At 44.9% G+C, this 26,217-nt stretch carries 26 protein-coding genes; 7 read left to right on the top strand and 19 right to left on the bottom strand.

Annotated elements, in window-relative coordinates:
- From CVV44_22955 to CVV44_22925, 7 genes are read right to left on the bottom strand one after another with little or no spacing between them, the layout of a single operon-like run.
- Positions 1–987 carry an acetoin dehydrogenase gene (locus CVV44_22955; GenBank protein ID PKL35250.1) on the bottom strand — a complete coding sequence of 329 codons (987 nt, stop codon included), beginning with the start codon at positions 985–987 and terminating at the stop codon, positions 1–3.
- Positions 988–1,012: 25 nt separating this feature from the next.
- Complete coding sequence (locus tag CVV44_22950) at positions 1,013–1,672, bottom strand: methyltransferase type 11 (protein PKL35237.1); 660 nt, start codon at positions 1,670–1,672, stop codon at positions 1,013–1,015.
- 16 nt (positions 1,673–1,688) lie between these two features.
- Positions 1,689–2,633, bottom strand: coding sequence for an NAD-dependent epimerase/dehydratase (locus CVV44_22945; protein ID PKL35236.1), 945 nt, complete (start codon positions 2,631–2,633; stop codon positions 1,689–1,691).
- A 15-nt stretch (positions 2,634–2,648) separates the two neighbouring features.
- Positions 2,649–3,650: a dTDP-glucose 4,6-dehydratase gene (locus CVV44_22940; GenBank protein ID PKL35235.1), complete on the bottom strand. Its 1,002-nt coding sequence runs from the start codon at positions 3,648–3,650 to the stop codon at positions 2,649–2,651.
- 55 nt (positions 3,651–3,705) lie between these two features.
- On the bottom strand, positions 3,706–4,314 hold the full coding sequence (locus CVV44_22935; protein ID PKL35234.1) for a phosphoheptose isomerase: 609 nt from the start codon (positions 4,312–4,314) through the stop codon (positions 3,706–3,708).
- The gene (locus tag CVV44_22930) at positions 4,298–5,053 is read right to left on the bottom strand and encodes a hypothetical protein (GenBank protein PKL35233.1); all 756 of its coding nucleotides are present in this window, start codon (positions 5,051–5,053) and stop codon (positions 4,298–4,300) included. The genes CVV44_22935 and CVV44_22930 overlap by 17 nt, the downstream gene beginning before the upstream one ends.
- Positions 5,050–5,622 carry a D,D-heptose 1,7-bisphosphate phosphatase gene (locus tag CVV44_22925; GenBank protein PKL35232.1) on the bottom strand — a complete coding sequence of 191 codons (573 nt, stop codon included), beginning with the start codon at positions 5,620–5,622 and terminating at the stop codon, positions 5,050–5,052. The genes CVV44_22930 and CVV44_22925 overlap by 4 nt, the downstream gene beginning before the upstream one ends.
- A gap of 550 nt (positions 5,623–6,172) precedes the next feature.
- On the opposite strand from CVV44_22925, the gene CVV44_22920 reads away from it, so the two are divergent.
- The 3 genes from CVV44_22920 (at position 6,173) to CVV44_22910 (ending at position 10,768) form a co-directional block, all read left to right on the top strand.
- The gene (locus CVV44_22920; GenBank protein PKL35231.1) at positions 6,173–6,373 is read left to right on the top strand and encodes a cold-shock protein; all 201 of its coding nucleotides are present in this window, start codon (positions 6,173–6,175) and stop codon (positions 6,371–6,373) included.
- Between the two features lie 405 nt (positions 6,374–6,778).
- Positions 6,779–8,392 carry an RNA helicase gene (locus CVV44_22915; GenBank protein ID PKL35230.1) on the top strand — a complete coding sequence of 538 codons (1,614 nt, stop codon included), beginning with the start codon at positions 6,779–6,781 and terminating at the stop codon, positions 8,390–8,392.
- Positions 8,393–8,548: 156 nt separating this feature from the next.
- Complete coding sequence (locus CVV44_22910; GenBank protein PKL35229.1) at positions 8,549–10,768, top strand: hypothetical protein; 2,220 nt, start codon at positions 8,549–8,551, stop codon at positions 10,766–10,768.
- A gap of 30 nt (positions 10,769–10,798) precedes the next feature.
- Here the strand turns inward: CVV44_22910 and CVV44_22905 are convergent, their stop codons facing one another.
- The 3 genes from CVV44_22905 to CVV44_22895 all read right to left on the bottom strand — a co-directional run bounded on the left by CVV44_22905 (position 10,799) and on the right by CVV44_22895 (position 12,264).
- The gene (locus CVV44_22905; protein PKL35228.1) at positions 10,799–11,158 is read right to left on the bottom strand and encodes a permease; all 360 of its coding nucleotides are present in this window, start codon (positions 11,156–11,158) and stop codon (positions 10,799–10,801) included.
- A 52-nt stretch (positions 11,159–11,210) separates the two neighbouring features.
- A complete protein-coding gene (locus CVV44_22900) occupies positions 11,211–11,654 on the bottom strand; it encodes a hypothetical protein (GenBank protein ID PKL35227.1) in 444 nt (147 codons plus the stop codon).
- A gap of 244 nt (positions 11,655–11,898) precedes the next feature.
- Entirely contained in the window at positions 11,899–12,264 is a 366-nt protein-coding gene (locus CVV44_22895) for a cupin domain-containing protein (protein ID PKL35226.1), read from the bottom strand.
- A gap of 212 nt (positions 12,265–12,476) precedes the next feature.
- On the opposite strand from CVV44_22895, the gene CVV44_22890 reads away from it, so the two are divergent.
- Positions 12,477–14,516, top strand: coding sequence for a hypothetical protein (locus CVV44_22890; GenBank protein ID PKL35225.1), 2,040 nt, complete (start codon positions 12,477–12,479; stop codon positions 14,514–14,516).
- A 3-nt stretch (positions 14,517–14,519) separates the two neighbouring features.
- On the opposite strand, the gene CVV44_22885 is transcribed toward CVV44_22890, so the two are convergent.
- Complete coding sequence (locus CVV44_22885) at positions 14,520–15,716, bottom strand: MFS transporter (protein PKL35249.1); 1,197 nt, start codon at positions 15,714–15,716, stop codon at positions 14,520–14,522.
- Between the two features lie 268 nt (positions 15,717–15,984).
- Between CVV44_22885 and gltA the strand changes: the two genes are divergently transcribed.
- From gltA to CVV44_22870, 3 genes are read left to right on the top strand one after another with little or no spacing between them, the layout of a single operon-like run.
- The gene (gene gltA / locus CVV44_22880) at positions 15,985–17,265 is read left to right on the top strand and encodes a citrate (Si)-synthase (GenBank protein PKL35224.1); all 1,281 of its coding nucleotides are present in this window, start codon (positions 15,985–15,987) and stop codon (positions 17,263–17,265) included.
- Between the two features lie 27 nt (positions 17,266–17,292).
- Positions 17,293–17,685 (top strand): phnA protein, encoded by a 393-nt coding sequence (locus CVV44_22875; GenBank protein ID PKL35223.1) that lies wholly within the window; start codon positions 17,293–17,295, stop codon positions 17,683–17,685.
- A 9-nt stretch (positions 17,686–17,694) separates the two neighbouring features.
- Entirely contained in the window at positions 17,695–18,054 is a 360-nt protein-coding gene (locus tag CVV44_22870; GenBank protein PKL35222.1) for an MmcQ-like protein, read from the top strand.
- On the opposite strand, the gene CVV44_22865 is transcribed toward CVV44_22870, so the two are convergent.
- From CVV44_22865 to CVV44_22830, 8 genes are all read right to left on the bottom strand, one after another.
- Entirely contained in the window at positions 18,044–18,997 is a 954-nt protein-coding gene (locus CVV44_22865; protein ID PKL35221.1) for a hypothetical protein, read from the bottom strand. The genes CVV44_22870 and CVV44_22865 overlap by 11 nt on opposite strands.
- A 63-nt stretch (positions 18,998–19,060) precedes the next feature.
- Positions 19,061–19,963 carry a hypothetical protein gene (locus CVV44_22860; GenBank protein PKL35220.1) on the bottom strand — a complete coding sequence of 301 codons (903 nt, stop codon included), beginning with the start codon at positions 19,961–19,963 and terminating at the stop codon, positions 19,061–19,063.
- Positions 19,926–21,326 (bottom strand): sodium:solute symporter, encoded by a 1,401-nt coding sequence (locus tag CVV44_22855; protein PKL35219.1) that lies wholly within the window; start codon positions 21,324–21,326, stop codon positions 19,926–19,928. Before CVV44_22855 ends, CVV44_22860 begins: the two co-directional genes overlap by 38 nt.
- Positions 21,327–21,365: 39 nt before the next feature.
- Positions 21,366–22,124 carry a hypothetical protein gene (locus tag CVV44_22850; protein ID PKL35218.1) on the bottom strand — a complete coding sequence of 253 codons (759 nt, stop codon included), beginning with the start codon at positions 22,122–22,124 and terminating at the stop codon, positions 21,366–21,368.
- A 7-nt stretch (positions 22,125–22,131) separates the two neighbouring features.
- Entirely contained in the window at positions 22,132–23,517 is a 1,386-nt protein-coding gene (locus tag CVV44_22845; GenBank protein PKL35217.1) for an acetyl-CoA carboxylase biotin carboxylase subunit, read from the bottom strand.
- Positions 23,518–23,650: 133 nt separating this feature from the next.
- Entirely contained in the window at positions 23,651–23,914 is a 264-nt protein-coding gene (locus CVV44_22840) for an acetyl-CoA carboxylase biotin carboxyl carrier protein subunit (GenBank protein ID PKL35216.1), read from the bottom strand.
- Positions 23,915–23,950: 36 nt separating this feature from the next.
- Positions 23,951–25,402, bottom strand: a complete 1,452-nt coding sequence (locus CVV44_22835; GenBank protein PKL35215.1) for a hypothetical protein — start codon at positions 25,400–25,402, stop codon at positions 23,951–23,953.
- 108 nt (positions 25,403–25,510) lie between these two features.
- The gene (locus tag CVV44_22830; GenBank protein ID PKL35214.1) at positions 25,511–26,128 is read right to left on the bottom strand and encodes a hypothetical protein; all 618 of its coding nucleotides are present in this window, start codon (positions 26,126–26,128) and stop codon (positions 25,511–25,513) included.
- Positions 26,129–26,217: the final 89 nt, after the last annotated feature.

Genomic DNA, 26,217 nt, shown 5'->3' with positions numbered 1-26,217 from the left:
CTATTCTTTAAATAAGTCTGTCGTAAAGTCATGCAGAGGCGGAAAAGATGATGATTCCGCGAAGTTAAAGGCATCTTCTATGTCCGATAATATTTTCCTTTCCATTTCGCTTATAGTATCTCTTGTGATTATATCCTGTGCCAGCAAATGGTTGACATATGTTCCGATCGGATCTTTCTCTTTCCAGCAGAGAAATTCTTCTTCACTTCGATAACCAAGATCGTTATCGTATAGGTGTCCGCAATGTTCTCGCCACCGGTAAGTGGCAAATTCAATGAAGCGCGGGCCATCGCCTTCACGAATTTTTTTGATATTATAATCTGCTTTTGTGTATACTTCCCACACGTTGTTGCCATCACCGAAATCGGCATGAATCCCCATGGCCTCCACCATTGTATGAATATTCCTGTCCCCGGGCTGGCGTACCGAGAGCGGTGAGTAAACGGAATATAAATTATTCTCGCATATAAACAGCACGGGTAGCTTTTTCAGGACTGCAAAATTCACCGATTCGTAAAAAACACCTTCTTCGACTGCTCCATCACCGAAAAAAACGACACTCACCTGATCTGTTTTTTTAAGCTTGATTGAGAGCCCCAGTCCTACACCAATGGGTATCGTTCCGCCCACAATAGCGGTACTTCCCATAAATCCCGCATTGAGATCAACCAGGTGCATGGATCCACCCTTGCCCCTGGAACAGCCTGTGGCTTTGCCGTAAATTTCAGCAATGAGGCTGTTTATATCCCCGCCTTTCGCAATGTAATGCCCGTGGGCTCTGTGGGTGCTCACCGCAAAATCATTCTTTCTCAGGGACATGCAAACTCCTGCAGCCACCGCTTCCTGCCCTGTACACAAATGGGTGGGGCACCGCATTTTCCATTCAGCATAGTGCGATGAAATTGCTTCCTCGACATTCCGGATACGCATCATGACTTCAAGAAGTTTTCGAGCAACGGAGACATCAACGGAATCTAGCTTTTTCATATGTTCGTCTTTATACATTATGCCATCAGGGGATGAACCAGAAGTAATCCCCGGTATATCCGATTTCACCGAAAAAAGAAATCCATTCGTCCACGCTCATAATTGTTTTTGCAGTCAGGTTCCATGCATACATGCGCTTCTTTTCCTCATCAGTGCGGTAAGCGTCGACCGTAATAAAGCTCTTTCCACGGCTTACCCTCTCAATCTCCTGAAGCGCTTTCCCGCATTCGTCCCTTTCCAGGTTATGCACCGTGTTGATCGATATGACCACATCGAATGATTTATCGGGGAAGGGTAATTTCTTAGCGTCGGCGACCTGAACATACGGCTTCATGTCCTCTATCGTGTTTTCAATGGCATATTCAGATATATCGATACCCTTCACGGTGATTCCCGGGATTAGTTGTGCCAGATCATGCAGCATAAATCCTTTTCCACATCCGACATCCAGCACGGAACTGGCAGAAGTAAGGTTAAAATGAGCCTCGAACGTGGGAATCACCGGCTGCCAGAAACGGGAGAAGTAATTAAATCCTCCATATCCATATTTTCTGTCGCCATCAAAAAATTCTTTCCCAAATTTTCTGGCGACAGCCCTCACCTCTTCAGTTTTTTCCTCGACCCTTTCGTCAAGGTTTCTTTTCGTCTTCGGGTAGTTAACCAGTAAATCAACTTCCTTTCCCATTCTGCTCTCCTGCCGTTTATGCTAAATTACTTAATGACTTCAGTGTCTTGATACTGTACCACTCATCCCTTTCCTGCAACGTTCCAGCTTTATAAGCCTCCATGACCTCACGAATTGCATCGCGGACCATTTGGCGCGGTCTGAACCCGGTACCCAGCAGTTTATCGGAATTCAACCTGTATGAGCGTGGATCATTGGACTCGGTTACGGTGATCTTTGCATTTGTATACTCCTTCACTGTTTCCGCTATGGTCATGATACTCATGTTTTCAAAGCCGGCGTTATAAATGCCGCGGATACTTTCCCCTCCGGCCAGGAAGTGTGAATATACCTCGATCATGTCTTTTAGATGTATGTTCGGACGCGTCTGGTTACCGCCGAAAACAGTAATTTCCCCCTTTGTCAACGCCTGCATAGTCAGCATATTCACTGAAAGATCAAGACGCATTCTGGGGGACACACCGCAGATTGTTGCGGGGCGGACTATTTGTAGTATAATGGAATCTTTGTAGCTTAACAGTACGCGTTCGCTGATCATCTTCGTCTTATTGTAATCCGATATCGGAACGAGTTCCAGATCCTCGGTAACCTCAGGTTCATCCTTGACGCCATACACGCTCCCGGAGCTGGCATAAATAAATTGCCGCACACCACTCTTTATCGCCTTTTCAACTATCTGCATTGTAGCAAGCGTATTTACTTCCCATGCAAGCTTCGCATTCAAATCACAGCTTGGGTCATTGGCAATATTGGCAAGATGAATGATCGCGTCTATCCCGTCCATGGGAATAGACGCCGTATCACGAATGTCCATACGGACAACCTTGAGATTCTTATGCTCCTTGAGATAGTTGCCGAACCACATAATGTCCACAACGGTAACATGGTGCCCCTCCTGGAGCAATCGTGGCGTAAGCGTTGACCCGACATAGCCGCATCCGCCGGTAAGCAGTATGTTCATCTATTTTTTCCTTACTTATGGTTTATGAATATAATCTAACGGCTGTTTCTTTATGTCATCCAGGTTCTGTCGAACCCATGAAATTGATTCCTCTATCCCCTGCTCAAGGGACACTGTATCTGCCCAGCCCAGTGTACTCCTGGCCTTGGTGCTGTCCAGAAGATAGGCAGAATCTTTTCCAAGACGCTCGCCGACAATCTCAACATGATCTTCAAATGATACTCCCATCTGGTTTGCAATCATCAGCACCAGTTCACGAATGGAAATATTACGCGATGTGGAGAGATGGTATATTTCGCCCGAAGTGGATTTTTCAGCCAAACGCAGAGTTCCCTCGGCAACATCCCGGATATGGATGAAAGATCGGACAGACTCTCCACCGCCATGCAGCTGAAGTTTCTTTCCTATCAGGAAAAAAAGAATAGTTCTGGGTATAATACGATAGAGCTGTTGGCCTGGTCCATACACATTGGCAGCTCTGGTGAAGGCCACAGGAAAATTATATGCGCGGTAGAAAGTCATCAGGCTCATGTCCGCAGCCGCTCGCGATACCGCATAAGGAGTACTGGGATTATAATTGGTACTCTCGGATATGAGCCCCTGGCATGAGCCATAAACTTCGGGGGTGGAAACATGCACGTATTTTTTTAGAAAATCGCAATGCCTGAGCCTGTCATGAAGCTTAACGTTAGAAACGACATTGGTTTGGAACCAATGCTCGGGATTTTGCCAGCTTTCGGCCACCATGCTTTGTGCTGCAAAATTGAATATGTATTTAATTTTATTTTTTTGAATGAGATCAATGATTCCATCTATGTCCTTATTAATATCCATTTTGTGGAACTGAAATTGTTTCTGCATCTTGGGTTTTATCCATCGGTAGGGAAGAAATACCGGATGCGGTTCCTCTGACCTGCTTAGCCCCAAAACTTCAAAGCCTTTTTCAAGTGCATAGGCTGTAAAACTGGCTCCCGAAAATGAATTGCTGCCGATAACAACGATTGTATCTGACATCATAAAATAGTATTACCTTATATAATATTTTTTATTATAAAACTGGATTGACCGGGCATTAGCGGGCTTCCGATTTCATCTTAATGATCATATCCACGATGCAATGGCATATTGCATGATGAACAACTTCCACAGGCCCATATTCGCTGACGGGGACAAAAAAATTGATATCACCCAGAGACCTGAGCGGATTGTCCTTACTGAAACCTGACATGGTAATTATACTGCATGAGCGTCTCAGTGCGGCATTGCATGCGTTAAGAATATTAATGGATTTACCAGAACTGCTAATAGCAATTAAAATGTCACCTTCATCAGCAAGAATTTCTATAGGTTTCTGAAATACATACTCATAACCAAAATCATTGCTGAAAGTGGTAAGCATCGACGGATCCGTAAAAGCTGTGGTTCGTATGCCGCAATTTTTCATTATATCGGTTGATATATGGCTCGAAATCGACTGGCTTGCTCCGTTCCCTATAAACATTAGTTTCCTTTGGGCATGGGACACTGCCAGTATCATTTCTACGGAAATCCCTATGGCATCGTGCAATTTGATTTCTCTGCCGGACTTGTCAGAAGCCTTAATATTATTGAGCAGACCGATCATCGCCTTAAAGTATCTTCGAGATGCTTCGTAGGTCCTTTCTTCATAATTTATTGTCATGTTCCCTGCTGAATAATTTAATTAAATTCTGATTATTGAAGTCTGCCTGTAATTGACGGTACCTTTCCGGAGAGTCAACAGAGCATCTGTATCCTTGTAGGGGGTACCCAAAAAGCTCTGAGTTGGCAGTTAGTCCCGGGAAAAGGTCTTTTGGGAGATCAGAAAATACATTTCCAACAATGGAGTCAAGTATTTTTCTATTGAAACAGTATAAACCTGAATTAACCCATTTCTGTTTCCTCAGTACCGGTTCAACCGCAGGACGCTCGATAAAGGTTACAACCCTGCCTTCCTCATCAACTTCTACAATACTATTGGATTTCTCACGCTCGTGCATAATAATGGTGGCAGCAGCATTCCTTCTTGACCGGTGATAATCGTATAGTTTACGATAATCCTGGGTGCAAAAAACATCTCCATATAAAACCAGGAAACTATCTTCTTTTGTGAGTATATCCGCAACCTTTTTTACGGCACCTGCCGTACCGAGAGGTTCATCCTCATAGCTGTACATAATTTCAACCCCCCAATGCTTCCCATCCTGAAAATAAGAGGTTATGGCATCGGCAAGATAATGGAGATTAATCACCAGTTTTGTCACGCCCTGTGAAGCCAACAACCTTATTGTGTATTCAAGTAGTGGCTTGCCATAAATCGGCAGCATTGGTTTCGGAATGTCTTTAGTAAATTGCTTCATCCTGGTTCCGAATCCGGCGCACAGTATCATTGCAGTATTCATTGTATTATTTGTTTCAATTCCTCAAGATTCAGGATTCTATGGTCCGGTTCAATTCCCCTGTTAAATACCATATCTGTTTCGATTAGAGGATCTTCATGCCGACCGGTAAGACATTGTACTGTCTTGCACCCTGCTGCCGATCCTGCGACAATATCAGTGATTCTGTCACCTATCATGTAACTCCTGGTTAAATCGATGTCGAATTCTCTGGATGCACTGATCAGCATTCCCGGCTTCGGTTTTCGGCATTCACACCGGATTCGGTACTTTTCAAGGTTTGCCGAAGGATGGTGTGGGCAGTAGTATATCCTGTCAATAATTGACGATAAATTTTTCTTCAGCAGTTCTTGCTTTAAGGTTTCGAAATATGCCAGCAACTTTTCTTCACTGATGATCCCTCGCGCTACAACCGGTTGATTCGTAATTACGAATATCTGGAAACCGAGATTTCGGAAATAGGCGATAGTATCCGCTGATGCAGGATATAACTCCATTTCAAAAATGTTTTTTCCAACACCTTTATCAATGGTCAATACACCATCTTTATCAAAAAACAATCCCCGTTTCATAATTTTTCGTATTTTGATTTATATCAAGAGAACCGCTTCATGTCAATATAGTTGTCTCTTTTTTATGTACTTTTTTAAATACTTTTTAATTCAGCTCTGCTGCATGTTCTTAATTTGCCGGAAATCTTCCTACTTTTATCTTATTAGCTACTGAGCTTCTTTCGGCTTCAAATCAATCTACCGGCAAAAATAAACATGTGTTATTCCTTCATCAATTTGACATTGCCCCCCACTTTCAAAAATCCTGTAAATTAATAACTTGAGTCAAGATTAACATTAATACTGCTTTTAATGAAATAAACCATAATATTCGAAATATTATCAAATATTGCACAATTGTACTTGACAAAAAGCTAATATTTATCGTTTTGTATATGTAATAAGAGAGGAAGCAGCAAAAACCTGCAGTAAAAAGATATAGCATTACATCATACTCGCATTTTCTTTCCTTAATAAATCCAGGTAAAAAAATTCAGTAGTACATGATAAGCTATATCCGGAAACTCTTATTGTATTGTATAATAATTTTTAAATTTTAAGGAGTATCAGCATGAAACAGGGTGTTGTTAAGTGGTTCAATGAAAGCAAAGGCTTCGGCTTCATTACTAAAGATGACGGCGGTGATATTTTCGTCCACCATACAGGAATAATCGGCGAAGGATTCAAAACGCTTCACGAAGGCGATAAAGTTGAATTCGATACGGAAGAAACTCAGAAAGGACCCCGTGCTATTTCTGTAAAAAAAATCTAACAGCTAATTTTTCTCTTTGACGGAGGCATTTTGACTAAAAAAAGAGACAGTCAGTTTAAATTTGAGAAACGTCAAAAAGAACTGGCTAAGAAAAAAAAGAAAGAAGAGAAAAAACAGCGTCATCAAGAAATTAATAATGAAGCGCATAATGACGAGGCTAAGGAAGAACAAAGCTGAGTTGTATGCGCATTTCATTTCTTGCTTAAGCTAACAAATAGTCTTAATAAATAAAGGCATATTATTTAAAACGTGATGTAATTAATACTGATATATATTTCATCTTTCCGAATCCGCAGTACCAGTGTCCACACAATCCCTGGCACCTGAAGCCTTCTGCCGAAGGGGAAATCAGAAAAATAAAGTACAATATTCATCCCGGCTATACAGTATATTTCAGAGGTAATAATGAAATTAAATGAATTCAGACAGCTTGGCCTGTCAGAAAAATCTTTATTGGAAATTGACAAAAAAGGATTTGAAGAGCCGACGGAGATTCAGAAGAAAACCATCCCCCTGCTTCTGTCCTCCACGGTGGATGTTATAGGACAGGCACAGACCGGGACCGGGAAAACAGCTGCCTTCGGGCTTCCCATCATAGAAATGATAAAAGAACATTCTAAATCTGTACAGGCCCTCATCCTGGTTCCCACGAGAGAACTGGCGATACAGGTATCGGAAGAAATCAATTCCTTCAAGGGCGGTAAAAAAATACAAATACTCCCCATTTACGGCGGCCAGTCCATGATGGACCAGATTCGAAGGCTTGAAAAAGGTGTGGATATTGTCGTGGGCACCCCCGGCAGGGTTGCAGATCACCTTAAGAGGAAGACACTCTCTCTTGATAAAATCAGTATTGCCGTTCTTGACGAGGCCGATGAAATGCTCAACATGGGCTTTATCGACGAGGTGGAGAGCATACTGGCATTCACCAACCCGGATAAAAGAATGCTGCTTTTCTCAGCCACGATGCCCACCCATATCATGAATATAGCCAAAAAATATATGCATGAATATGAATTCATCGCAATTAAGAAAGATGCACTCACGGAAAACCTGACGGACCAGATTTACTTCGAGGTTTCACCTTCCGATAAATTCGAATCGCTATGCAGAATTATCGATATCGAAGATGAATTCTACGGCCTGGTTTTCTGCAGGACCAAGGTTGCCGTAGACGAACTGGCCAACAGGCTTGCCGACCGCGGTTACAATGCCGAGGGAATTCATGGAGACTTTTCCCAGCATCAGAGAGAGCTTACTCTTTCAAAATTCAAAAAGAAAAGGACCAATATCCTGGTGGCAACCGATGTAGCTGCCCGCGGTATCGACATCAGCAATCTTTCCCATGTCATCAATTTTTCACTTCCCCAGGACCCGGAAGCATACATTCACCGCATAGGAAGAACCGGTCGCGCCGGGAAAAAAGGTGTGGCAATAACATTTATAAGCCCATCAGAAAGACGGAAGTTGAATGAAATTGTCAAACTGACCAAATCCACTATTAACAAGAAAATTATCCCTTCCGTGGATGAAATTATAAACGCAAAAAAAACAAAGCTTGCCGCAGATTTGAGTGCCACTATTGAACAGGGCAATCACAGCAATTATGTCGGGCCGGCAATGCAGCTCCTGAAGGGGAATGACCCCATTGAGATCATCGCCGCCCTTCTTCATTATTCTTTCCAGGATGAACTGGATCGGAACAATTACAACGAGATCAGTCCCATCGTAAAAGAAAACAAGGAACACGTCCGGCTTTTCGTTTCCATGGGTAAGAAAGACGGTCTCACGGCGAAGAAGCTCGTACACATGATCCAGAACGAGTCACGGGTCAAAGCAGGAAGGATCAATGAAGTCACAGTCAAGGATACCTTTTCGTTTTTCTCAGTCCCCTTTGATGAAGCGGATGTAATCATAGATGCCTTTAAAAAACAGAGAAGAAAAAATATCCCCATGATTCATAAAGCCAGCAAGGAAAAAGAAAAAGAACGGCCCAAAAGAAAGAAAAAGACTGCCTGATAAAAATCATCTTCCCGGCACATGGCCCCGTGCCTTACCCGGCATATTTTCTTCGGGGCCATTAAAAATATGTGTACAAAGAGGGTATTCTAAAATACAGTGTAATTGCATCAGCATAAGCTGTTGACATATCCTCAATAAATTTTATGGCCGGGAATGAATATTCAGTCAGACATCTCGACTTTTGTCAGTGCTCTCTTTTTTGGTATAATCTTCATTATCATTTCCCACCGACTGAGGATTCCTGCCATAGTTATACTTTTAATAGGCGGTATACTTCTTGGTCCCAGCGCACTGGGAATCAAGCTCATTGATCCTTCGCTCCTTGGAAGCGGACTGCCCGCCATCATTAAATTGACCGTCGCCCTGATTTTGTTCGAAGGTGGATTAACGCTGGACATTAAAGGTTTCAGGCGGGTTTCGGTCGAAATTAAACGCGCCCTATCCCTGGGAGTACTTATAACCTGGCTTTCATCCTCCATCATTATAAAGCTTATTTTCTCATTCCCCTGGCCTTTCGCCATACTTGCAGGAAGTCTTATCATTGTAACCGGGCCAACCGTCATAGTACCTCTGCTCAAGCGCATAAATGTAAACGAAAAAGTACACAGCTACCTTCACTGGGAGGCAGTACTCATTGATCCGATAGGTGTTTTTATAGCTCTCCTTGCCTATGAATGGATCATCGGCCATGATGCTCTGCTATTTCTGTTCTTCCGTCTGGTGATCGGATCCGTAATCGGCATACTCAGCGGCATTATTCTGACGAAAGTTATAAACAGGGGATTGATCTCCCATGAGCACCTCAATGTATTCATCCTCTCCTATGCTCTTTTGATTTACGCGGTGTCGGATATGATTATTCAGGAAAGCGGGCTGCTCAGTATTGTTATCGCGGGATTTGTCACGGGCTACAGGGATACCCCCCAACTCGAGGAAATAAAGATATACAAAGCACAATTGACGGAATTACTGATCGGCCTTCTGTTTATTCTTCTGGCGGCAAATCTCGACATTGATTCCTTTAAAAAGTATGATACTGTCAGGCTTGTTCTGGCCGTTACAGCCGTCATGCTAATTATCCGGCCGCTCAATGTGTTTTTCTCTACCATGGGCAGGAAGGAATTATCCCTGAGAGAAAAAATTTTTCTCAGCTGGATAGCGCCAAGAGGAATCGTAGCCGCGTCAATGGCCTCCCTGTTCACGCTTAACATAAAATTACATGGCAGGCCGGAATACTCTTCCCTCAATGATTTTCTGGAAGCCTTTACTTATGCAGTTATCATTGGAACCGTAGTCTTCCAGGGATTCACGGCCAAGTGGATTGGCAACCGTCTTGGCGTTCTGAAGCAGATACCTACCGGGTGGCTGGTAATCGGAGCTCATCGTGTTGCCCAGATTGCCGCACGGTTTATCAATGAAAATGGAGTTTCCGTAACGCTTATCGACACCAACATGCATAATATAAAAAGAGCCAGGCAGTACGGGCTTACCGCACTTTCCGCCGACGCCCTTACTGTTGATCCCGACGAACATCCCGAATTGTACGGGATCGGCAATGTACTGGCCATTACCAAAAATGATCACCTGAACCAACTGGTGTGCCAGCGATGGAAAAAACTGCTTAAAAATCCCGAATTATACCGATGGAAATTATTGCACGCACACGATCATTCAGTAGAAAACAAAGAAGAACTAAATGCAACGGGACGGCCAGTATGGACCTCCCTTGAGCTGGATAAGATATCAACCTATAATATCGAAGAGGACGACTTCCCGGTATTCACAAGAGAATTGCAGGAACGATCCATAAAACACCCGGAAAGGGTTCTTCTCTTTCAAAAAGAAGATACCCTGTTACCCTACGTTCCCGATGGATTCACAGGGAAATGCACCTGCATGGTGTATATGCCTTTCTATGTGAAACTGGATATAAATATACGGCAGGAATGGATTATATACACAGCATCAAAATCATACAGAGAAGTCCTTCACGAACTGCTGATCAGACTCAACCTCGATTTCCCCCGGTTGAACATAGAGAACATAGAAGAAACCATAATGAAGCAGGAAATTGAATTTTCCAGTGTTATCGGCTATGCAACGGCATTACCCCATGCCTATATAGATGGTATTGACGAGTCCCTTGTTCTCATGGCAAAGACAGCAAAACCGGTCTCCTGTCTTTTCTGTCATGACGATGATGTAAATTTTTTATTTCTTGTTCTTAGTCCTAAAAATAAGCCCGACACGCACATTCGAACACTGGCAACTATTTCGAAATTGATCATGGACGAAGAAAGGCGTGCTTCTCTGCTTAAAGCTTCCTCTCGTGAAGATCTTATTAATATATTTTTCCCGGAAGGAATAGAGTAGAGGATACAATAAAGGCCGGATTATCCTTTATCATTTTTTAAGAAAAAGAACAATGCCGATAAAAATCAGAACCAGGCTGAAGATTTTCCGCATAAGAGATTCATCTATACCGACTGCAATTTTTGAACCGATAAATCCGCCGATTATAAAACCAATGCAGATAAACAAGGCGACTTTAATATCGACATAGCCGCTTTTATAATACTCCCAGGCAGCCAGAAGGCCAATGGGGGGTACCAGCAGGGCCAGTGTTGTTCCCTGTGCTTCATGCTGCGAAAGGCCCAATAAAAGAATGAGTGCGGGGGTAATAATTATCCCCCCGCCGATGCCTATCAGCCCGCTCACAATGCCGGCTGTCATACCGATGAGAATCAATACTGTAATATTCAAGCTGACTCATCTCCATTCAAGGCTTAATAAGTAAAAGCATCGCAATAATATGTCAATCAACGGTAAATTCGCGGCTTACAACCTGATTGCCATCCATCTGCAGAATTATTCTGTATTTTCCTTCATTTTTAAAATAAACTTCCGGTATGTATCCGTTCAGTTTTTTGAATTTTTTTTCCACTTCATAGCTGATTTTCTTATACGACCTAAACGAGTCACCTTCCGAGACTTCAATTGCCAGGGTAATATTTTCAGCTTTAATTTTTGTTTTATTCCTTGTTACGGAAAAGTACAGCCTGTTGTCATCCTTGATGGTAACGGGATCGGTTTCAGGGATGTCATCTGGATTGGAAATTTCCTCGGCTGATATTACAAATTTAACCTTGCCATAATCAGGACCGAGATAAACCTTCACCAGGAAAAGAATAACGACTACTGCAACAATAATTGCCAGAAATGCCTTGAGTACCTTGTTATTTCTGATGTCGTTTAACATACATTTAATTGTTTACTCCTTTTTTTATGTATTAATATTTATACAGTCTGCTTGTTGATTTGTACAAAATTCATATATCCCTTCAACCGGGCCCCTATGCCCGTGCCGGCACTACTTCAGAATTAAACTCACCGGTGTTATTAGGCAACCTCAAGTTTTATATTCATATATATAGAATATCGTATAATAAGATTATTCATTCAGCAATCATTTTTAGAAAGCTTCGATAATATTTTCCAGGTATTTACAGCTCGGGAAAACCTGAAGGGATAAGGCATATGAAAACCAGTTTTTCCTTCGAAGAATTCCTTATCTGATGCTCTTCATTCCCCGGAATAAATATAACTGTTCCCTCTACGATAGGATTCCAGTCCCCATTGCTGTAAACCTGGCCGGACCCCCGATGAATAAATATTTCATGTTCCCATTCATGACTATGCCGGGGGGTATATCCTTCAGGCTCGAGCTCGAATACGCGCATACAGAAATTCTCTGCGCCATGGGCTTTGCCGATAACGATTCTTCCCGTTACTCCCTTTACATTTTCTCCATTAAATTGCCTGGCTTCAGCTTCGGTATAGTGTTTCCGGTTCAATTTTTTTAACCTCATATTATTACTTACGCATATTTCACTTCTTTACGCAGATCAATGAGCACCGGTACATTCAGGGGTCAAATTATTTTTATAGCCTTTTCCCAAAAAGTTATCTTTATATAATTCTAATATTAACAGGTTGCCGAATAAAATAATTGTTGTGTCTTTGATAATTGTGATATACTTACTACATTTGATATGTCCAGTCAAGCATCAAAATAAAACACATGTTAAAACAATCGCTGAAATATTTATGCATAGCAATGTTCCTTTTGCCGCTGATACCGGAAACCGGTATGACTTCTTCAGGGATGCATTATTCTGCGGCCAAAGGAACAATCGATCTGAGCTCCTGGTCTCCGGAAAAAGATGAGATTGTAGTTCTTGAAGGAGAATGGGCTTTTTATCCCGAACAATTTATTGATCCTTCTTTCATCGCCCCCGGGCTTTATCATCACTTTATCATTTGTCCGAATATATGGAATAATTACATCTATAATAACAAAAAATTTGGAGGGCACAACCATGCCTCTTATTGCCTGATTATTGACCTGCCGGAAACAAACCGGTATTATGCCCTGAAAATTCCCGAAATGGCCACTGCCTACCGGCTATTTATCGATGGCAAAGAATACGCTTCAAACGGCAAACCGGGAATAAATAAAATCAACAGCATCCCGGCATACAGACCCATGGAAGTCCCTTTTTTTTCCCAGCGGAACAGGATTAACCTTGTCCTCCATATTTCAAATTATCATCATGTTAAAGGTGGAATGTGGGATCCCATACTTATCAGCACACCGCAAAAGATCAGGAGATATGCTCTCTTTCATCAACTTTATGAAATATTCCTCATGGGCGGACTATTCTTAATCGGCGTGAATCATATAATGCTCTACTGGCGAAGAAAAAGCGAAAGCGCCGCACTGTATCTTTCCCTCTTTTGTTTTACCATCGCCACACGCACTCTTGTTGTAGGAGAGCATTTATTGGTACAGGCATTCCCTTCCCTGCCATGGATACTCTACCTGACCATCGAATATGCCACATTTCCTCTTGCCATTATTTTTTGCGCGTTTTATCTTGGAGAAGTCTTTAAGGACTCCATCAATCAAAAGGTTATCAGGGCGATTTCTGCAATCTCCCTGCTCTACTTTCTCATCATCATAACAACATCACCGGATATTTTTATTCCTATGCTGTTTTATTTTCAGTTCGCTCCCGTAATTGTCCTGTTATATGTTATCCCCTTCATGCTCCTGGCCATGATCAGAAAAATTCCCTACTCTGTAATATTAGGTACGGGCATGATATTTTTCACCATAAGCTTCGCCTATGAATTCATGTATGTCAATCAGCTCATATTTGTCGTTCATGTAATAAATGCCACCTCTCTGGGGCTTATAGTACTTGTTATTTGCCAGTCCTATGTACTTTCGGACCGCTTCAGCCAGGCTCTGGAATCGTCGGAATCCCTGTTCCGGGAGATGGAAAAAAAGATTGAATCACGCACCCTGGAGTTATCAAACACCCTTTCCCTCATGAATGAAAACCTGGAATTTGCCGGAATGATCCAGCAGGCTCTGCTTCCGAAACTCAATCCCTCCTCTTCTCGTTACAAAACCGCTGCAGTCTGTGTCCCCGCTGAAATTCTGGCAGGAGATTTCTATAATTTTCATGTATTCAGGGGCGGCGGTCTGGGGATATTTGTAGCTGATGTAACCGGCCACGGCATCGCATCGGCGCTGATAGCATCCATGGTGAACATACTCTTCTCAACGGGACGATCCGATGCAGGCTCCCCGGCCATTTTCCTGAAAACGATGAATGATGAACTGACGGGAAATATTGAAAATCAATTTATAACAGCCTGTTATGCTTACCTGGACGACAGCGCCCGTAGTGTTACCTTCGTACGGGCGGGGCATGAACCTGTGCTGATTCACAGCCGCAGGGAAAACAGGGTCATGCGGTATCAGCCCAGGGGAATGCTCATGGGATACGAAAAGGGGATCGATTATGAAGAAATGACAATTCCCGTAAGCCCTGGAGACAGGGTATTTCTGTATACTGATTGTATAATCGAAGTCAGGAATCGCCAGGGCGATGATTTCGGTATTAACCGCCTTGAAGATTTTATCCTCAGAAACCAAACAACCTCGATCGAGGACATATTGAAGCTCATTATAGGAGAGCTTGAAGTCTGGTCAAATCGCAATGCCCCCTTTCATGACGACTTGACTATGGTCATCATTGAAATACTATGAGAATCATGCCTTATTCTCTCCTCTCTTCAGCATGGGAAATATGAAAAGTATAATTGAAGATAAAATCACACCAGCGGCAAAAAGTCCCGTATAACCTATGCGTTCCGCCAGCAATCCCGAGGCCCATGTTCCGGGACTTTTTCCCAGAACCTCGATTGCGGCAATGATGGTATAGTGCGTGGCTCCGATTCGTTTATCGACACGGGACATCATGAAGGCGAACATGGCCGTGGTAAGCATTCCCCCGAAGAAATGCTCAGCCACGGTTGTGGCAATAACCGTTGACGAGGACGGTATCACGATAGTGAGGCCAAACTCCATGGCTAGCGGAATTATTCTCAGGAAAACGGCTATAAACAGGGCGCGCAATATGCTTATCTTCGAGGCCATATATCCTCCCGCCAGGGAGCCGGCCAGGGACGCAATCATTCCCCATGTCCCTACCCAGAGACCGATATCGGAGGCTGAAAATCCGCTGTCTATAAGAAATGGTTTGAACATGGCATCGATCATATATTCGCCGATCTTGTATGTTGAAACAAACAGGAGAAACCAGTGGGCGCCGGGAAGCCGGAAGGCTTCGAGCGCAATGGTTACTATTTCCCTGAATGATTTTACTTCCCTGTCGCCGGAATGTTTCTCCCTGGTTTTTCCTTCACGGTATAATAATATAAACGGCAGGGGTACAATGGAAATAGCGGCCATGGCAATAAAGAATCCCTGCCAACCCGTATATGAACTGAACCAGACCAACAGGCCGCCGCTTAAAAGCATGCCGGTCTTATACCCCACGACCTGGGCGGCATTTCCCGTGCCCAGTTCATGGGTGGAGAGTATATCAACGGCAAGTCCATCAACGGCGATATCCTGCGTGGCAGCAAAAACATTCATCATAAAAACCGCCGTCATAAGCGGGAAAAGATCTGATCCTGCAGAAATCATGGACGCCGACAATATACTGAGGAAAAGAAGAACCTGGAGTGGTACTATCCACGATTTTCTTTTACCAAAGTCCCTGTTCCAGTACCGGTCCACCAGGGGAGCCCAGAACGGTTTCAGGAGCCAGGGTGCAGCCAGTGCGCCGGCGAAACCTATGGCCGCCAGGGATATACCCTGGGTCCTCAGGTACAGGGGCAAAGCCGTGGCCTGGAATCCAAAAGGGAGTCCCTGGGAAAGATAGAGGAGAGACAGTAGTATCATTTTCTTTCTGAAATTATTATCTGCCATATTGCCGGTCACACCCATAGCCCCGATTTGTCGGGAAGGATTAACTTTATTAAGCCATCTTATAATTGACACTGCCGGTTTTCCACTGAAAATACTGTTTTCGAATAAATAAAATCCTACAAAAATCAAAAACACTTCATTTTGCCGACTGATAAACATTAAAATCGATTTGACAATTATATCCCGTACATACTTTTGACATATGAAGATATTAAAAGAAAGTGAATCCTCAGAGGAACGTATGGCAAAGGCAAAACTAATACTGGAAAACAATGAATATGAATTCCCAGTCATGGAGGGCACCGAAGGGGAAAAGGCCATTGACATTAATGATCTTTACTCAAGAACAGGGCATATCACCCTGGACAATGGATTTCAGAATACCGGTTCCTGTGCCAGCGCTATCACATTTATTGATGGTGACAAGGGAATACTCCGATACCGGGGCATTGATGTGGCGGAGCTGGCGGAAAAATCTTCCTTTATAGAAACGGCCTACCTGATCATTTACGGGAAATTACCCTCCGTGGAAGAGCGCAGAACCTTTTCGACTCTCCTCACGGAAAACTCCATGCTCCATGAAGACATGATCCAATATTTCGTCGGCATGCCGCCCAATGCTCATCCCATGGCCATTCTGAGCACCATGGTAAATGCCCTGGCTATTTTCTATCCCCACTCCTTTGATGAGGATTTCGAAGAAGGGGATGTAAGCGCCTTCAATCTTATAGTTGCCCGGCTTATATCCAAAATAAGGACTATTGCCGCATTCTCTTATAAAAAATCCATCGGGGAACCCTATGTGTATCCCCGCCCCGATCTCAAATACTGCATGAATTTTCTCAACATGATGTTTTCCAGCCCGGTAAAGCCCTACGAATTCGACGACGAGGCAGAAAAAATACTGAACATGCTTCTGATTCTTCATGCCGATCATGAACAGAATTGCAGCACCTCGACAGTACGTCTCGTGGGAAGCAGCAAGGTGAACCTCTATTCTTCCGTATGTGCCGGCATCTGCGCCCTGTGGGGACCGCTTCACGGCGGAGCCAACCAGGAAGTGATTGAAATGCTCGAAGGCATTCACAAACAGGGCCTGAAGGTCGGGGATATAATCGAAAAGTCCAAGAAAAAGGAATCGAATTTCCGTCTTCACGGATTCGGACACCGGGTATATAAAAACTTTGATCCCAGGGCCATCATCCTGAAACGGGTGGGCAGGGAATTCCTTGAGAAAAGAAACATCACCGACCCTCTTTTGAATATTGCGCTGGAACTGGAGGATGCCGTTCTGAAGGACGATTATTTTATCGAGAGGAAGCTCTATCCCAACGTGGATTTCTACAGTGGTATCATTTACCGTGAACTGGGCATCCCCGTCGATATGTTTACGGTGATGTTCGCCATCGGCCGAATGCCGGGCTGGATCGCGCAATGGAAAGAGATGCATGATACAAAGCCGTTCAAGATAGGCAGACCGAGGCAGCTATACGTCGGCCCGACAAGAAAAAGCTACAGCTGACAACGTCAGTCTAAATAGAGTATATAAATGGCAAAAGGACTGGACAGACACAGAGAGAGGATGGATATACTGGCATCCTTCGGCAGGAACCTGGCCCGAAGGTCGGGTTCCCGGTGTGAATTATGTTCGTCATCGGGAGTCCCTCTCCACATATACGAAGTTTCTCCCGTGGCAGATACTCCGGACATGGACAGGTGTATATTCATCTGCACAACCTGCGAGAAGGGAATGGAAAATCCCCCGGGTATGGCAGATCACTGGAGATGTCTGAACACTGCGGTATGGAGCGAAATCCCGGCCCTGCAGGTCATATCTGTACGGATTCTACGGCAAATATCCCCGAAGTCCGACTGGGCCCGTTCCCTCCTTGAGGAAGTTTATCTTGATCCTGAAATTGAAGAGTGGATCGATAAGCAGTGATCTATCAACATGCTCGACATTGAAAGCATACGAAAATATTGCGCGTTAAAAAAAGGAGTAGTTGAGGATTTCCCCTTTGACTTTACAACCCTTGTTTTCAAGGTGGGCGGCAAAATGTTCGCACTCACGAACATAGATTCAACCGAACTGCACATCAACCTCAAATGCGATCCATACATCTCACTGCTGCTCCGCGACCAATATCCCCAGGTACAGCCCGGATATCACATGAACAAGAAGCACTGGAACACGGTACTGGCCGACGGTACAATTCCTGACGATGAAATTCTGAAAATGATCGACCACTCCTACGAGCTGGTCTTTCAGAAACTGAACAAATCCCTTCGCGAAAGCATACTCAACGCATAACACGTTGACAAATATGGGCCGCATAGATGTCAAAGGCCCGGATCGTATCGTATTGAAAGGTGTATCCCGTAGCTTTTTCAAGTTTCTCACTGGAGACTATCCAAGGATGCCGTATGAGCAGAAGCATGGAGCTGGGAAATTCGGTAAGCATGGACAGACGCAGCGCCCAGGCCAGGGCATTAAAGGGATACAGCAGAGGCGCCGGTAATGGCACGGGTATATTACCGAGCCGCCGGGCCATGTCGTATACGCTCATGGCACCCCGGGCGCCGACATTGAAGATGCCGCCTTTTCCTTTTTCCAGCATCATGATGATAATTTCCATTAGATCATCCTCGTGGACAAACTGCAGCGGCGTGGTTTTCCGCGGAAGGAACACCAGCTTTTTCCTGAGATGACGGGCCAGGGGATTATCAAAACCGGGTCCCACCACGAAAGATGGGCGCAGAATAGTGGCCGTAATATGGGGATTCCGTGCCAAAAAATCCCTGAATATCTCCTCGATAATTCTTTTTGTTTTACTGTAGGTTATGCTGTCATTTCCCCGAAGCCCATCCTCCTCAGTAAGAGGCACGGGGTTATCCCCATAAAACCCATAAGCCGTAGCGGAACTCGTGTAAAGGATGTGATGGACTCCAGCAGCTGCTGCCGATGCCAGGATATTCCGAGTGCCGTTTATATTTATATCCTCCATGTTTCTTTTGTCATGGGTTGGACTGAGAATAAAGGCGGCATGAATGATCGTATCGATACCGTGTTTCCCGAGGATGTCATCTACGGGATGCCGGACGTCCCTTTCATAAAATATGAGTTTCGGGATGTCCCTGGGAGGCCTGTTGACATCGATGCCGACTATCTCATCCACCTTGTCACGGCGCACCAGCTCCTCCGCCAGCTTCATCCCTATATACCCCGAAACCCCTGTTATGAACACTCGTCTCATGCTAACCTCCCTTCTTTATTTTTCCAACAGGTCCCTGAAAACTGGTTATCTGATTGTAAACAATCAGAAACGATAAACGGTTTTGAGCTGGACAAAATGCCCTTTGGGAGAATTTTCCGTGTGGATATCGTAAAGATAGGTAAGTGTCACGCTCAACCACGGAAAGCGGTAATAACAATCAGCTCCCAGGGAAAGCTTTTCCCTGGCACTGCCGCTTATCCGTGATCCGTCCTGTTTTCTGTCCCTGCTTTTCATCCAGTTTACCGCAGGACCTGATTTAAACTTTTCCGTGATATTGTAACCAATAAGTCCTTCCAGACGCAACTCATCTCCCGGCGCAACATCGGTATCATTATTTTCCAGCCGAAAATAATATTTCACCGCTGCATCGATGCTGAAGCTGCCCATTGTTTTGTGCATAAAAATCATGGGCGCGATGTCATACTGATTAGAACCGATATTTGCGGTTTTCTCTTTATCGTATCTCCCCGTGGGAAATTTCACAAAAAGCATCGGCAGGATATCAACCTGCTTCACCGGCAAAAAATAACCGGCCCCGATGCTCAAATCGCCCAGGCCGAAAGAATCCTGATCAAGTGAACTGATTTTAGTGTAACCAAAAGGCACTACTACGGTTGCCACAAAATCAGGCGTATAGTAACAGAGGCGCAGGATCTCCTGAGCGCTGAAGAGGCCGAAGTCTTTGTTGGCGACTTTTCCGTTTTTATCCGTAGTCTCGTCGGCGTAACAGGCATAAGTATAGGTAAGGAAATAAAAACCCTCTTTGGCCCGGGAGCCGTCAAAATAATTCACGGCAATGGCATTATAAGGAAACGCACTGATGAGACACAACACCACGGTGAGCAGAAAAAAACGCTGTAACATTGAACTTTTCTTTTGCCGAACTGATGGCATGAGGACCTCCGCATCAATAAATGTTTGTGCCGCTGTTTTTATTTTTTGCATCGCCTATTTTGTGATGGATGCTGCTGATCGCAAAAAGGAGGATAACGCTTATGAAAAGCGCCCCGAGTTCCATATATTTTATGCCGGCGAGCTTGCTAACCATGGCAGTCGTCCCGCCGCCGACAATTGATGCTAATGCTCCCGCGGAAGTTAATTTAAACCTGTCTTTGTAAAATCCGAAAAGAACAGGGATTATGACCCCGCCCGAATAAACCGTGTAGGCAAATAAAAGCGCACTGATTACTCCCTTCAGCAGCAGTGCAAGCAATAATGAAAGTATACCCAGCACCACTATTCCTGATTTGGCAATCACAAGCATTTGTTTTTCAGATACCTTCGGTGATATATGCTTTACAATATTTACTGTGAATATGGTACCTGCACTCATTATGCAGCTATCGGCAGAAGACATGGTAGCACTGATTAACGCAGCAAGTATCAGCCCGCCTATGGGCGCCGGCAAGTGTTCTCTGAGTAAAGTCGGAAATACCTGATCAGGCCTGATATCGGGGACAAGTATCGAAGCACTCATGCCTATAACGGTTATGGACAGTGCAAAGGGTATGATTATGAATGCCGACCAGAGAGCTGCGTTCCTTGCTGCTTTGACATCTTTTGCGCAGAACAGCCTCGAATATATATCGGGCCCGGCTGCATAGACCAGCCCTATGACAAACAAATATGAAACAAGGTCAGGCATGGTGAAACCGGAACTCACCGGGAAACTCAGTTTGTCCGCGGGCAAAACACTCACGAGCCCCCCCCAGCCTCCGATCTGAGCCAGCACAATTACAAGGCAGCTGAATATGCCGAAAAAGATCACTACTGCCTGAAGTATATCGGTCCTGATATCCGCCTGCTGGCCGCCGATCAGAGTATACGTTACGAATATTAAAGTGAAAATAATCATCCACAATGTAGTATCACCGATACCGGTAACACTTAGCACCTGTCCTGCCGCTACAATCTGTCCCGCTATAACACCGAGCCAGGCTATTATTATCAGTACGGAAATAACCACCGATACTGAAGTGCCATATTGCTTTTCTACAAGTTGAGGCAGGGTATATAGAGCATAAGCCCTTACTTTTTCAGCAAAAAATAAACCCAGCACAAGCAGACCGATACTGCCTGCCAGCATCCACCAGGCTCCGGTAATGCCGCGGCTGAAACCCAGCCCGCTCATACCGATCACTGCAGACCCGCCGATAATAGTAGCGACCAGTGAGCCTGTGATGAAGAGCGTGCTTCCTCTGCGTCCGGCTACAAAAAAACCTTCAGTACTGCCGGTGGATCTCCTGCTGCTGATACCTATGGCAATCATTATGGTAAAATATATGACTATGATGGCAAGGTAAATCATATTCAGACTCCTTATAAAATAATAATACCCGCAGTCAGTTTAAAGAGTCGATTGAATCAGCGATGCGCTGCCTTCGGTCAGGAGCCGGTAAATCATTACTGGAAGAGTAAGCTCATAGACCATAAGCCGGGGACCGGCCAGATCCAGGAAACTCAGCAGGTCTTCGTCATCGGCAATGAGATGATGGATTACGGGTTCTTCATCTCTGTCGAATGAACACCACTCGGGAGGACTGACAGAATGATGGCCCGAACAGGGCAGCGGCCGGACGGCATAAATGAGACAGGCATCCTGTTCGAGAAAGGGACAGGGAATGTTCATCTCAAGATACCTCATGGAAAAAGGCCTGGTTACGGCTATAATATCATCGATCGGCATGGATGACGAGAAGGCATGTATCCGGGTTTCATCGATGGCCTTTGCGACAGCATGGCCTTCATGAAACCACTGCTGGTAATTCCCGATAAATTTTCTCAGTACTTTTTTTCTCTGATATAAATAATCAACAATCACTATGCCGTGGGCCAGAGGCACGGCCACATAGTGAAAACAACAATAGGTGCACCCCTTTCGGCAGGTTATCTCCTCGCCTTTTGAGGCCAGCCTGTTTTCGAGATCGTTGTAAATCTTATCACGAGCCCGGATAAGAACTTCACGGTATTGTCCGCAGAATTCCCTGCGCCATTCTCCAAAGGGACCGATATTTTCTTTCTCTTCGATTTTTTCAATAGTGCGATAAAGGAGCTTCGCCATTTTTCCACCCATTGTCGTATCACGACCGTTTTCATCTTCTCTCAACAGTGTTTTATTTAGCCAGACTCTCCTGCCGCATCGATTCGAGAAACGCGGGCATAACAGCATTCTCCACCCACTTGATATCTATATCTCCCGCAATAAATTCAGGCTGCTCGATCACAAATTGCAGAAAGGGAATATTCGTTTGAATACCTTCTATTTTGAATTCCGCCAGGGCCTTTTTCATATTCGCCAAAGCTTCCGCGCGGGTATTGCCCGTTGCAATCAGCTTGGCCAGCAATGAATCATAGTAGGGGCTGATGGTATATCCTTCATAACAGTGTGTGTCTATGCGAACAGAATTCCCGCCGGGCATGTCAAAACAGGTTATATCACCAGGCGACGGCATAAAATCATCTTGAGCATCTTCGGCCGTTATACGACATTCTATGGCATGGCCCTTGAATTCAACATCATCCTGATCCAGCGAAAGAGCGGCTCCGAAGGCAACGTTAATCTGTTCCTTGATCAGATCTATGCCGGTAATTTCCTCGGTAACAGGGTGTTCAACCTGGATACGGGTGTTCACTTCCATAAAATAAAACTCATTCCGGTCTTTATCGACAAGGAACTCAACCGTGCCTGCACTGTTGTAACCGATACTGGAGGCAAGAGCCACGGCCGCATCCAGGATTCTATTCCGTAAATCATCGGAAAGATTATGGGGGGAAGCTTCTTCTATCACTTTCTGGTATCGCCGCTGAGTGGTACAGTCGCGTAATCCCACATGGATGACTTTACCGAAAGCATCTCCGATTACCTGTACTTCCACATGCCGGGCATTCTGCACATAACGCTCTACGAAGAGAGTCGCATCGCCGAAGGACTGAAGCGCTTCATTGGATGCCATATGAAAGGCAGTTTTCAGGTCCTTTTCTTCCTTGACGATACGCATACCCCGTCCGCCACCGCCGGCAGCGGCCTTTAGAATTACGGGGAACCCTATTTTCCGTACTTCCGCTTCTACGACATCCAGACCGCTCAGGGCGCTGCTGCCTTCGGTCATGGGCACATTGCTTTTCCTTGCCAGGCTTCTGGCGCGTATTTTATCACCCAATTGTCTCATGGTTTCCGAACGGGGACCGATAAAAATAATCCCGTTCTTTTCACATGCTTCCGGCAGCGCCGGATTTTCAGCAAGAAAACCATAGCCGGGATGAATGGCGTCGGCGCCGGTCTCTAATGCCGCATTGATAATGTTTTGTATATTGAGATAGCTCAGTGTGACCTGGGGAGGGCCGATACAGACGACTTCATCGGCAAGTGTGGCGCCCATGCTTTCACTGTCGGCTTCCGAAACGACCAATACGGTCTCGATATCAAGATCCCTGCAGGCCCTGATAACGCGTACGGCAATTTCCCCTCTGTTGGCAACGAGCACTTTCCTTTTTTTCATAAATCCCTTCCCCTCGAAATTAAAAAATATTTTATCATCCCCTGATGTTTTGCCGCATGTCCGTTTTAATCAGGCTGGCGGCCATTGCTCACAGCCACCAGCCTGGATATCCGCTCCCGGATTGACAGGATTATCACTCCGGCTTGATAAGCATCAATACGTCACCCTTTTTCACCAGCTTTCCGCTCTCTGCAAGAATCTTCTCTACCTTTCCCTTGACACCGGCATTAACGGACCGAAAACATTTCATTATTTCCATTAAACATACCACGGTATCTTCATTGACCTGATCACCTTCCTCCACATAAGGAGGTTCTCCAGGACTGGGTCGACGATAAAAAACACTGTTTACCGATGCTTCAATAGGCACAAGGCCATCTGCATTGACTGTACTCATATAATTTTACCTCCGGATTTCTTATGCAAATTTTCTCTATAAATACTTTTTATACACATCAGGCCCACCCGGGACGACGTCTTTCATCGCTTCACCCAGCAAAATCAAATGCAGGGTGTAATCTTCGTCTGAAACATGGGGTGAAAGGCCCAATTTTGTCTTTATGTCTTCAACGGAAGGTTCCGAATTTACATAACCGACGATATTGGCAGCCTTCTCTTTTATCTTTTGGGCCTGGGGAAGACTCAAAAGCCTGTCTTTGAGATTTTGATCCATATCGGCAATACAGGAATCTTCTACACCGAAAAGGCCGGCAGCATGCTCGACCATGGCGTCGATGCATTGCTCCCAGCGTCCCAGTTGCACATTGAGAACAGCCTGAGTCACAATGTACTGCGAGAACGGAGTAATCATGACAGGGTCCCCCATCTCTTTCAAAATACGCGGGATTTCCTCCAGCACATCCTGCAGCTTTTCCGGGATGCCCAGTTGTTCCAGCTGCGTCCTCGTATTGGAAATGACGCCCCCGGGGATCTGATGTTTATAGTATGTCAGATCGAAGGGCAGAGGGTAATTATTAACGGGATGGCCAAAAGCCTTACCGATTGCCGTCAGACGCTCCGATGCAGCATTCAGCTTATCCACATCGATGCCGTGTTTTATACCGAGTTCCTCGGCATTGCGGATGATATCGAAAACGTTAGGGTGCGAAGAGCTGTATGCCAGCGGAGGAACACAGGTGGAAATTATTCTGACACCCAGCTCCATGGCTACTGTCGCGTTATAGGTATGCAGGCCGTTCATGCCGTGGGCATGCAACTCGAGAGGTATGCCATTGGCATTCTTCTGCATGGCGGGAATGAGGGTTCTGAGACGCTCCGATGTCAGCAGCCCGTCCACATCCTTGATGCACAGGCTTTTCGGCTTGTATTTATCAACGACTTCCTTTACCTGAGCGGCATAAAACTCGTCGCTATGCCGGGGTCCGTGACCGATGGCAAAATATGGTATGGTTTCTATCCCGATTTCCCGAAACATGGGGAAGATAAAGGGGAATTCATTTTTAATCTCATCCCGGGTACAGCAGATGCACGCAGCCTCGTTAATGTTGGGCAGCCATCTTTTTATCTGATTATAACAGGTCTTTACCACTGTTCTATTCTCAGGCGGAGTCGTGACAGTCACCATCTGCCCCATAGTGGTTAATCTGATGTTTGAATCCGAATTCTTGAGCTTTTCCCTGAACATGGAATACATAATCCTGGGATCTTCTTTAAAAAAGCGTGCGCTGATCAGTGGCTGCGCGCCATGCCAAGGCCCATTGATGGAGTAAAAACCGGCTTCAGCGATATCGCCGAGAACCGGCTCTATCATGTGATAGCTCATCATCATTCCCCACAGACTCTGTGTGCCATCGCGCAGTGTTTCATCGACAATTTGCAGCGGACCATTACTACCGGCGGAACTTACTGTTTTTTCTTTCATCATAAAACTCTCCTCCCCCTTAAAATTTGTAATATTGAACGTTCGTTTTACTGAACTGCAGACATGACTATATGCTGAAGCCGGAATATATAACAGGTATCCCCGAATTTCTCAGCCTTTTTTCAAAAGAGAGGTGATTGAGTGCGTAAAAGCAGCCACAGCCCATTCACTGGTATGAGATTCGGGGTCAAGGTACCATCTTACAGCTATTCCATGATATATTGATGAAATTGTACGGGCCGTATTGTCAGTATCCATTTCAGGAAATATTCCTTTACTTATCCCTTCAGACAACGCTTCACCGAGAATCGAAACCCAGACCTGAACCCATTCGTGAAACATCTTCCGGTATTCAGCATCTCGTGCGGCCATGGCCATGGCGTCCATAAGCATTGGATATCCCAGGTTCACCTCGGGGTCGTCCCAGTTGTAGAGCCACCCGAAGGATAAAAGTTTACCCAGGGGGTCAGAGCACGCACTCAAGGTCTCTTTGCTGCGCCTGAATATGCGGACGAAAAATTCTTTGAAGGCCTCTTTGCAAAGGATATCCTTGGATTTATAATAATAGGCAACCCCTCCCTTTGACATTCCAGCCTGTTTTGCTATATCATCGAGGGTGACATTGGCGCTTCCCATTTCAGAAATTTTTATAAGGGCTGCCTGCAGAATCTGGGCCTTTCTGAGGTCCTCAAGTTCCAGGTTTAAGTTTATTGCTGAGCTACTATTCATGCTTAATATATCCTTTTTGTACAAGTATCCGACTGTCCGGATTATTATCCGACTGGCCGGATTATGTCAAGAAATAATTTTACCGCATA

Source organism: Spirochaetae bacterium HGW-Spirochaetae-1, assembly GCA_002839375.1.
Lineage (GTDB): Bacteria > Spirochaetota > UBA4802 > UBA4802 > UBA5550 > PGXY01.
Note: the sequence above shows the minus strand (reverse complement) of the source record. Positions and strands in the feature narration are given on the sequence as shown.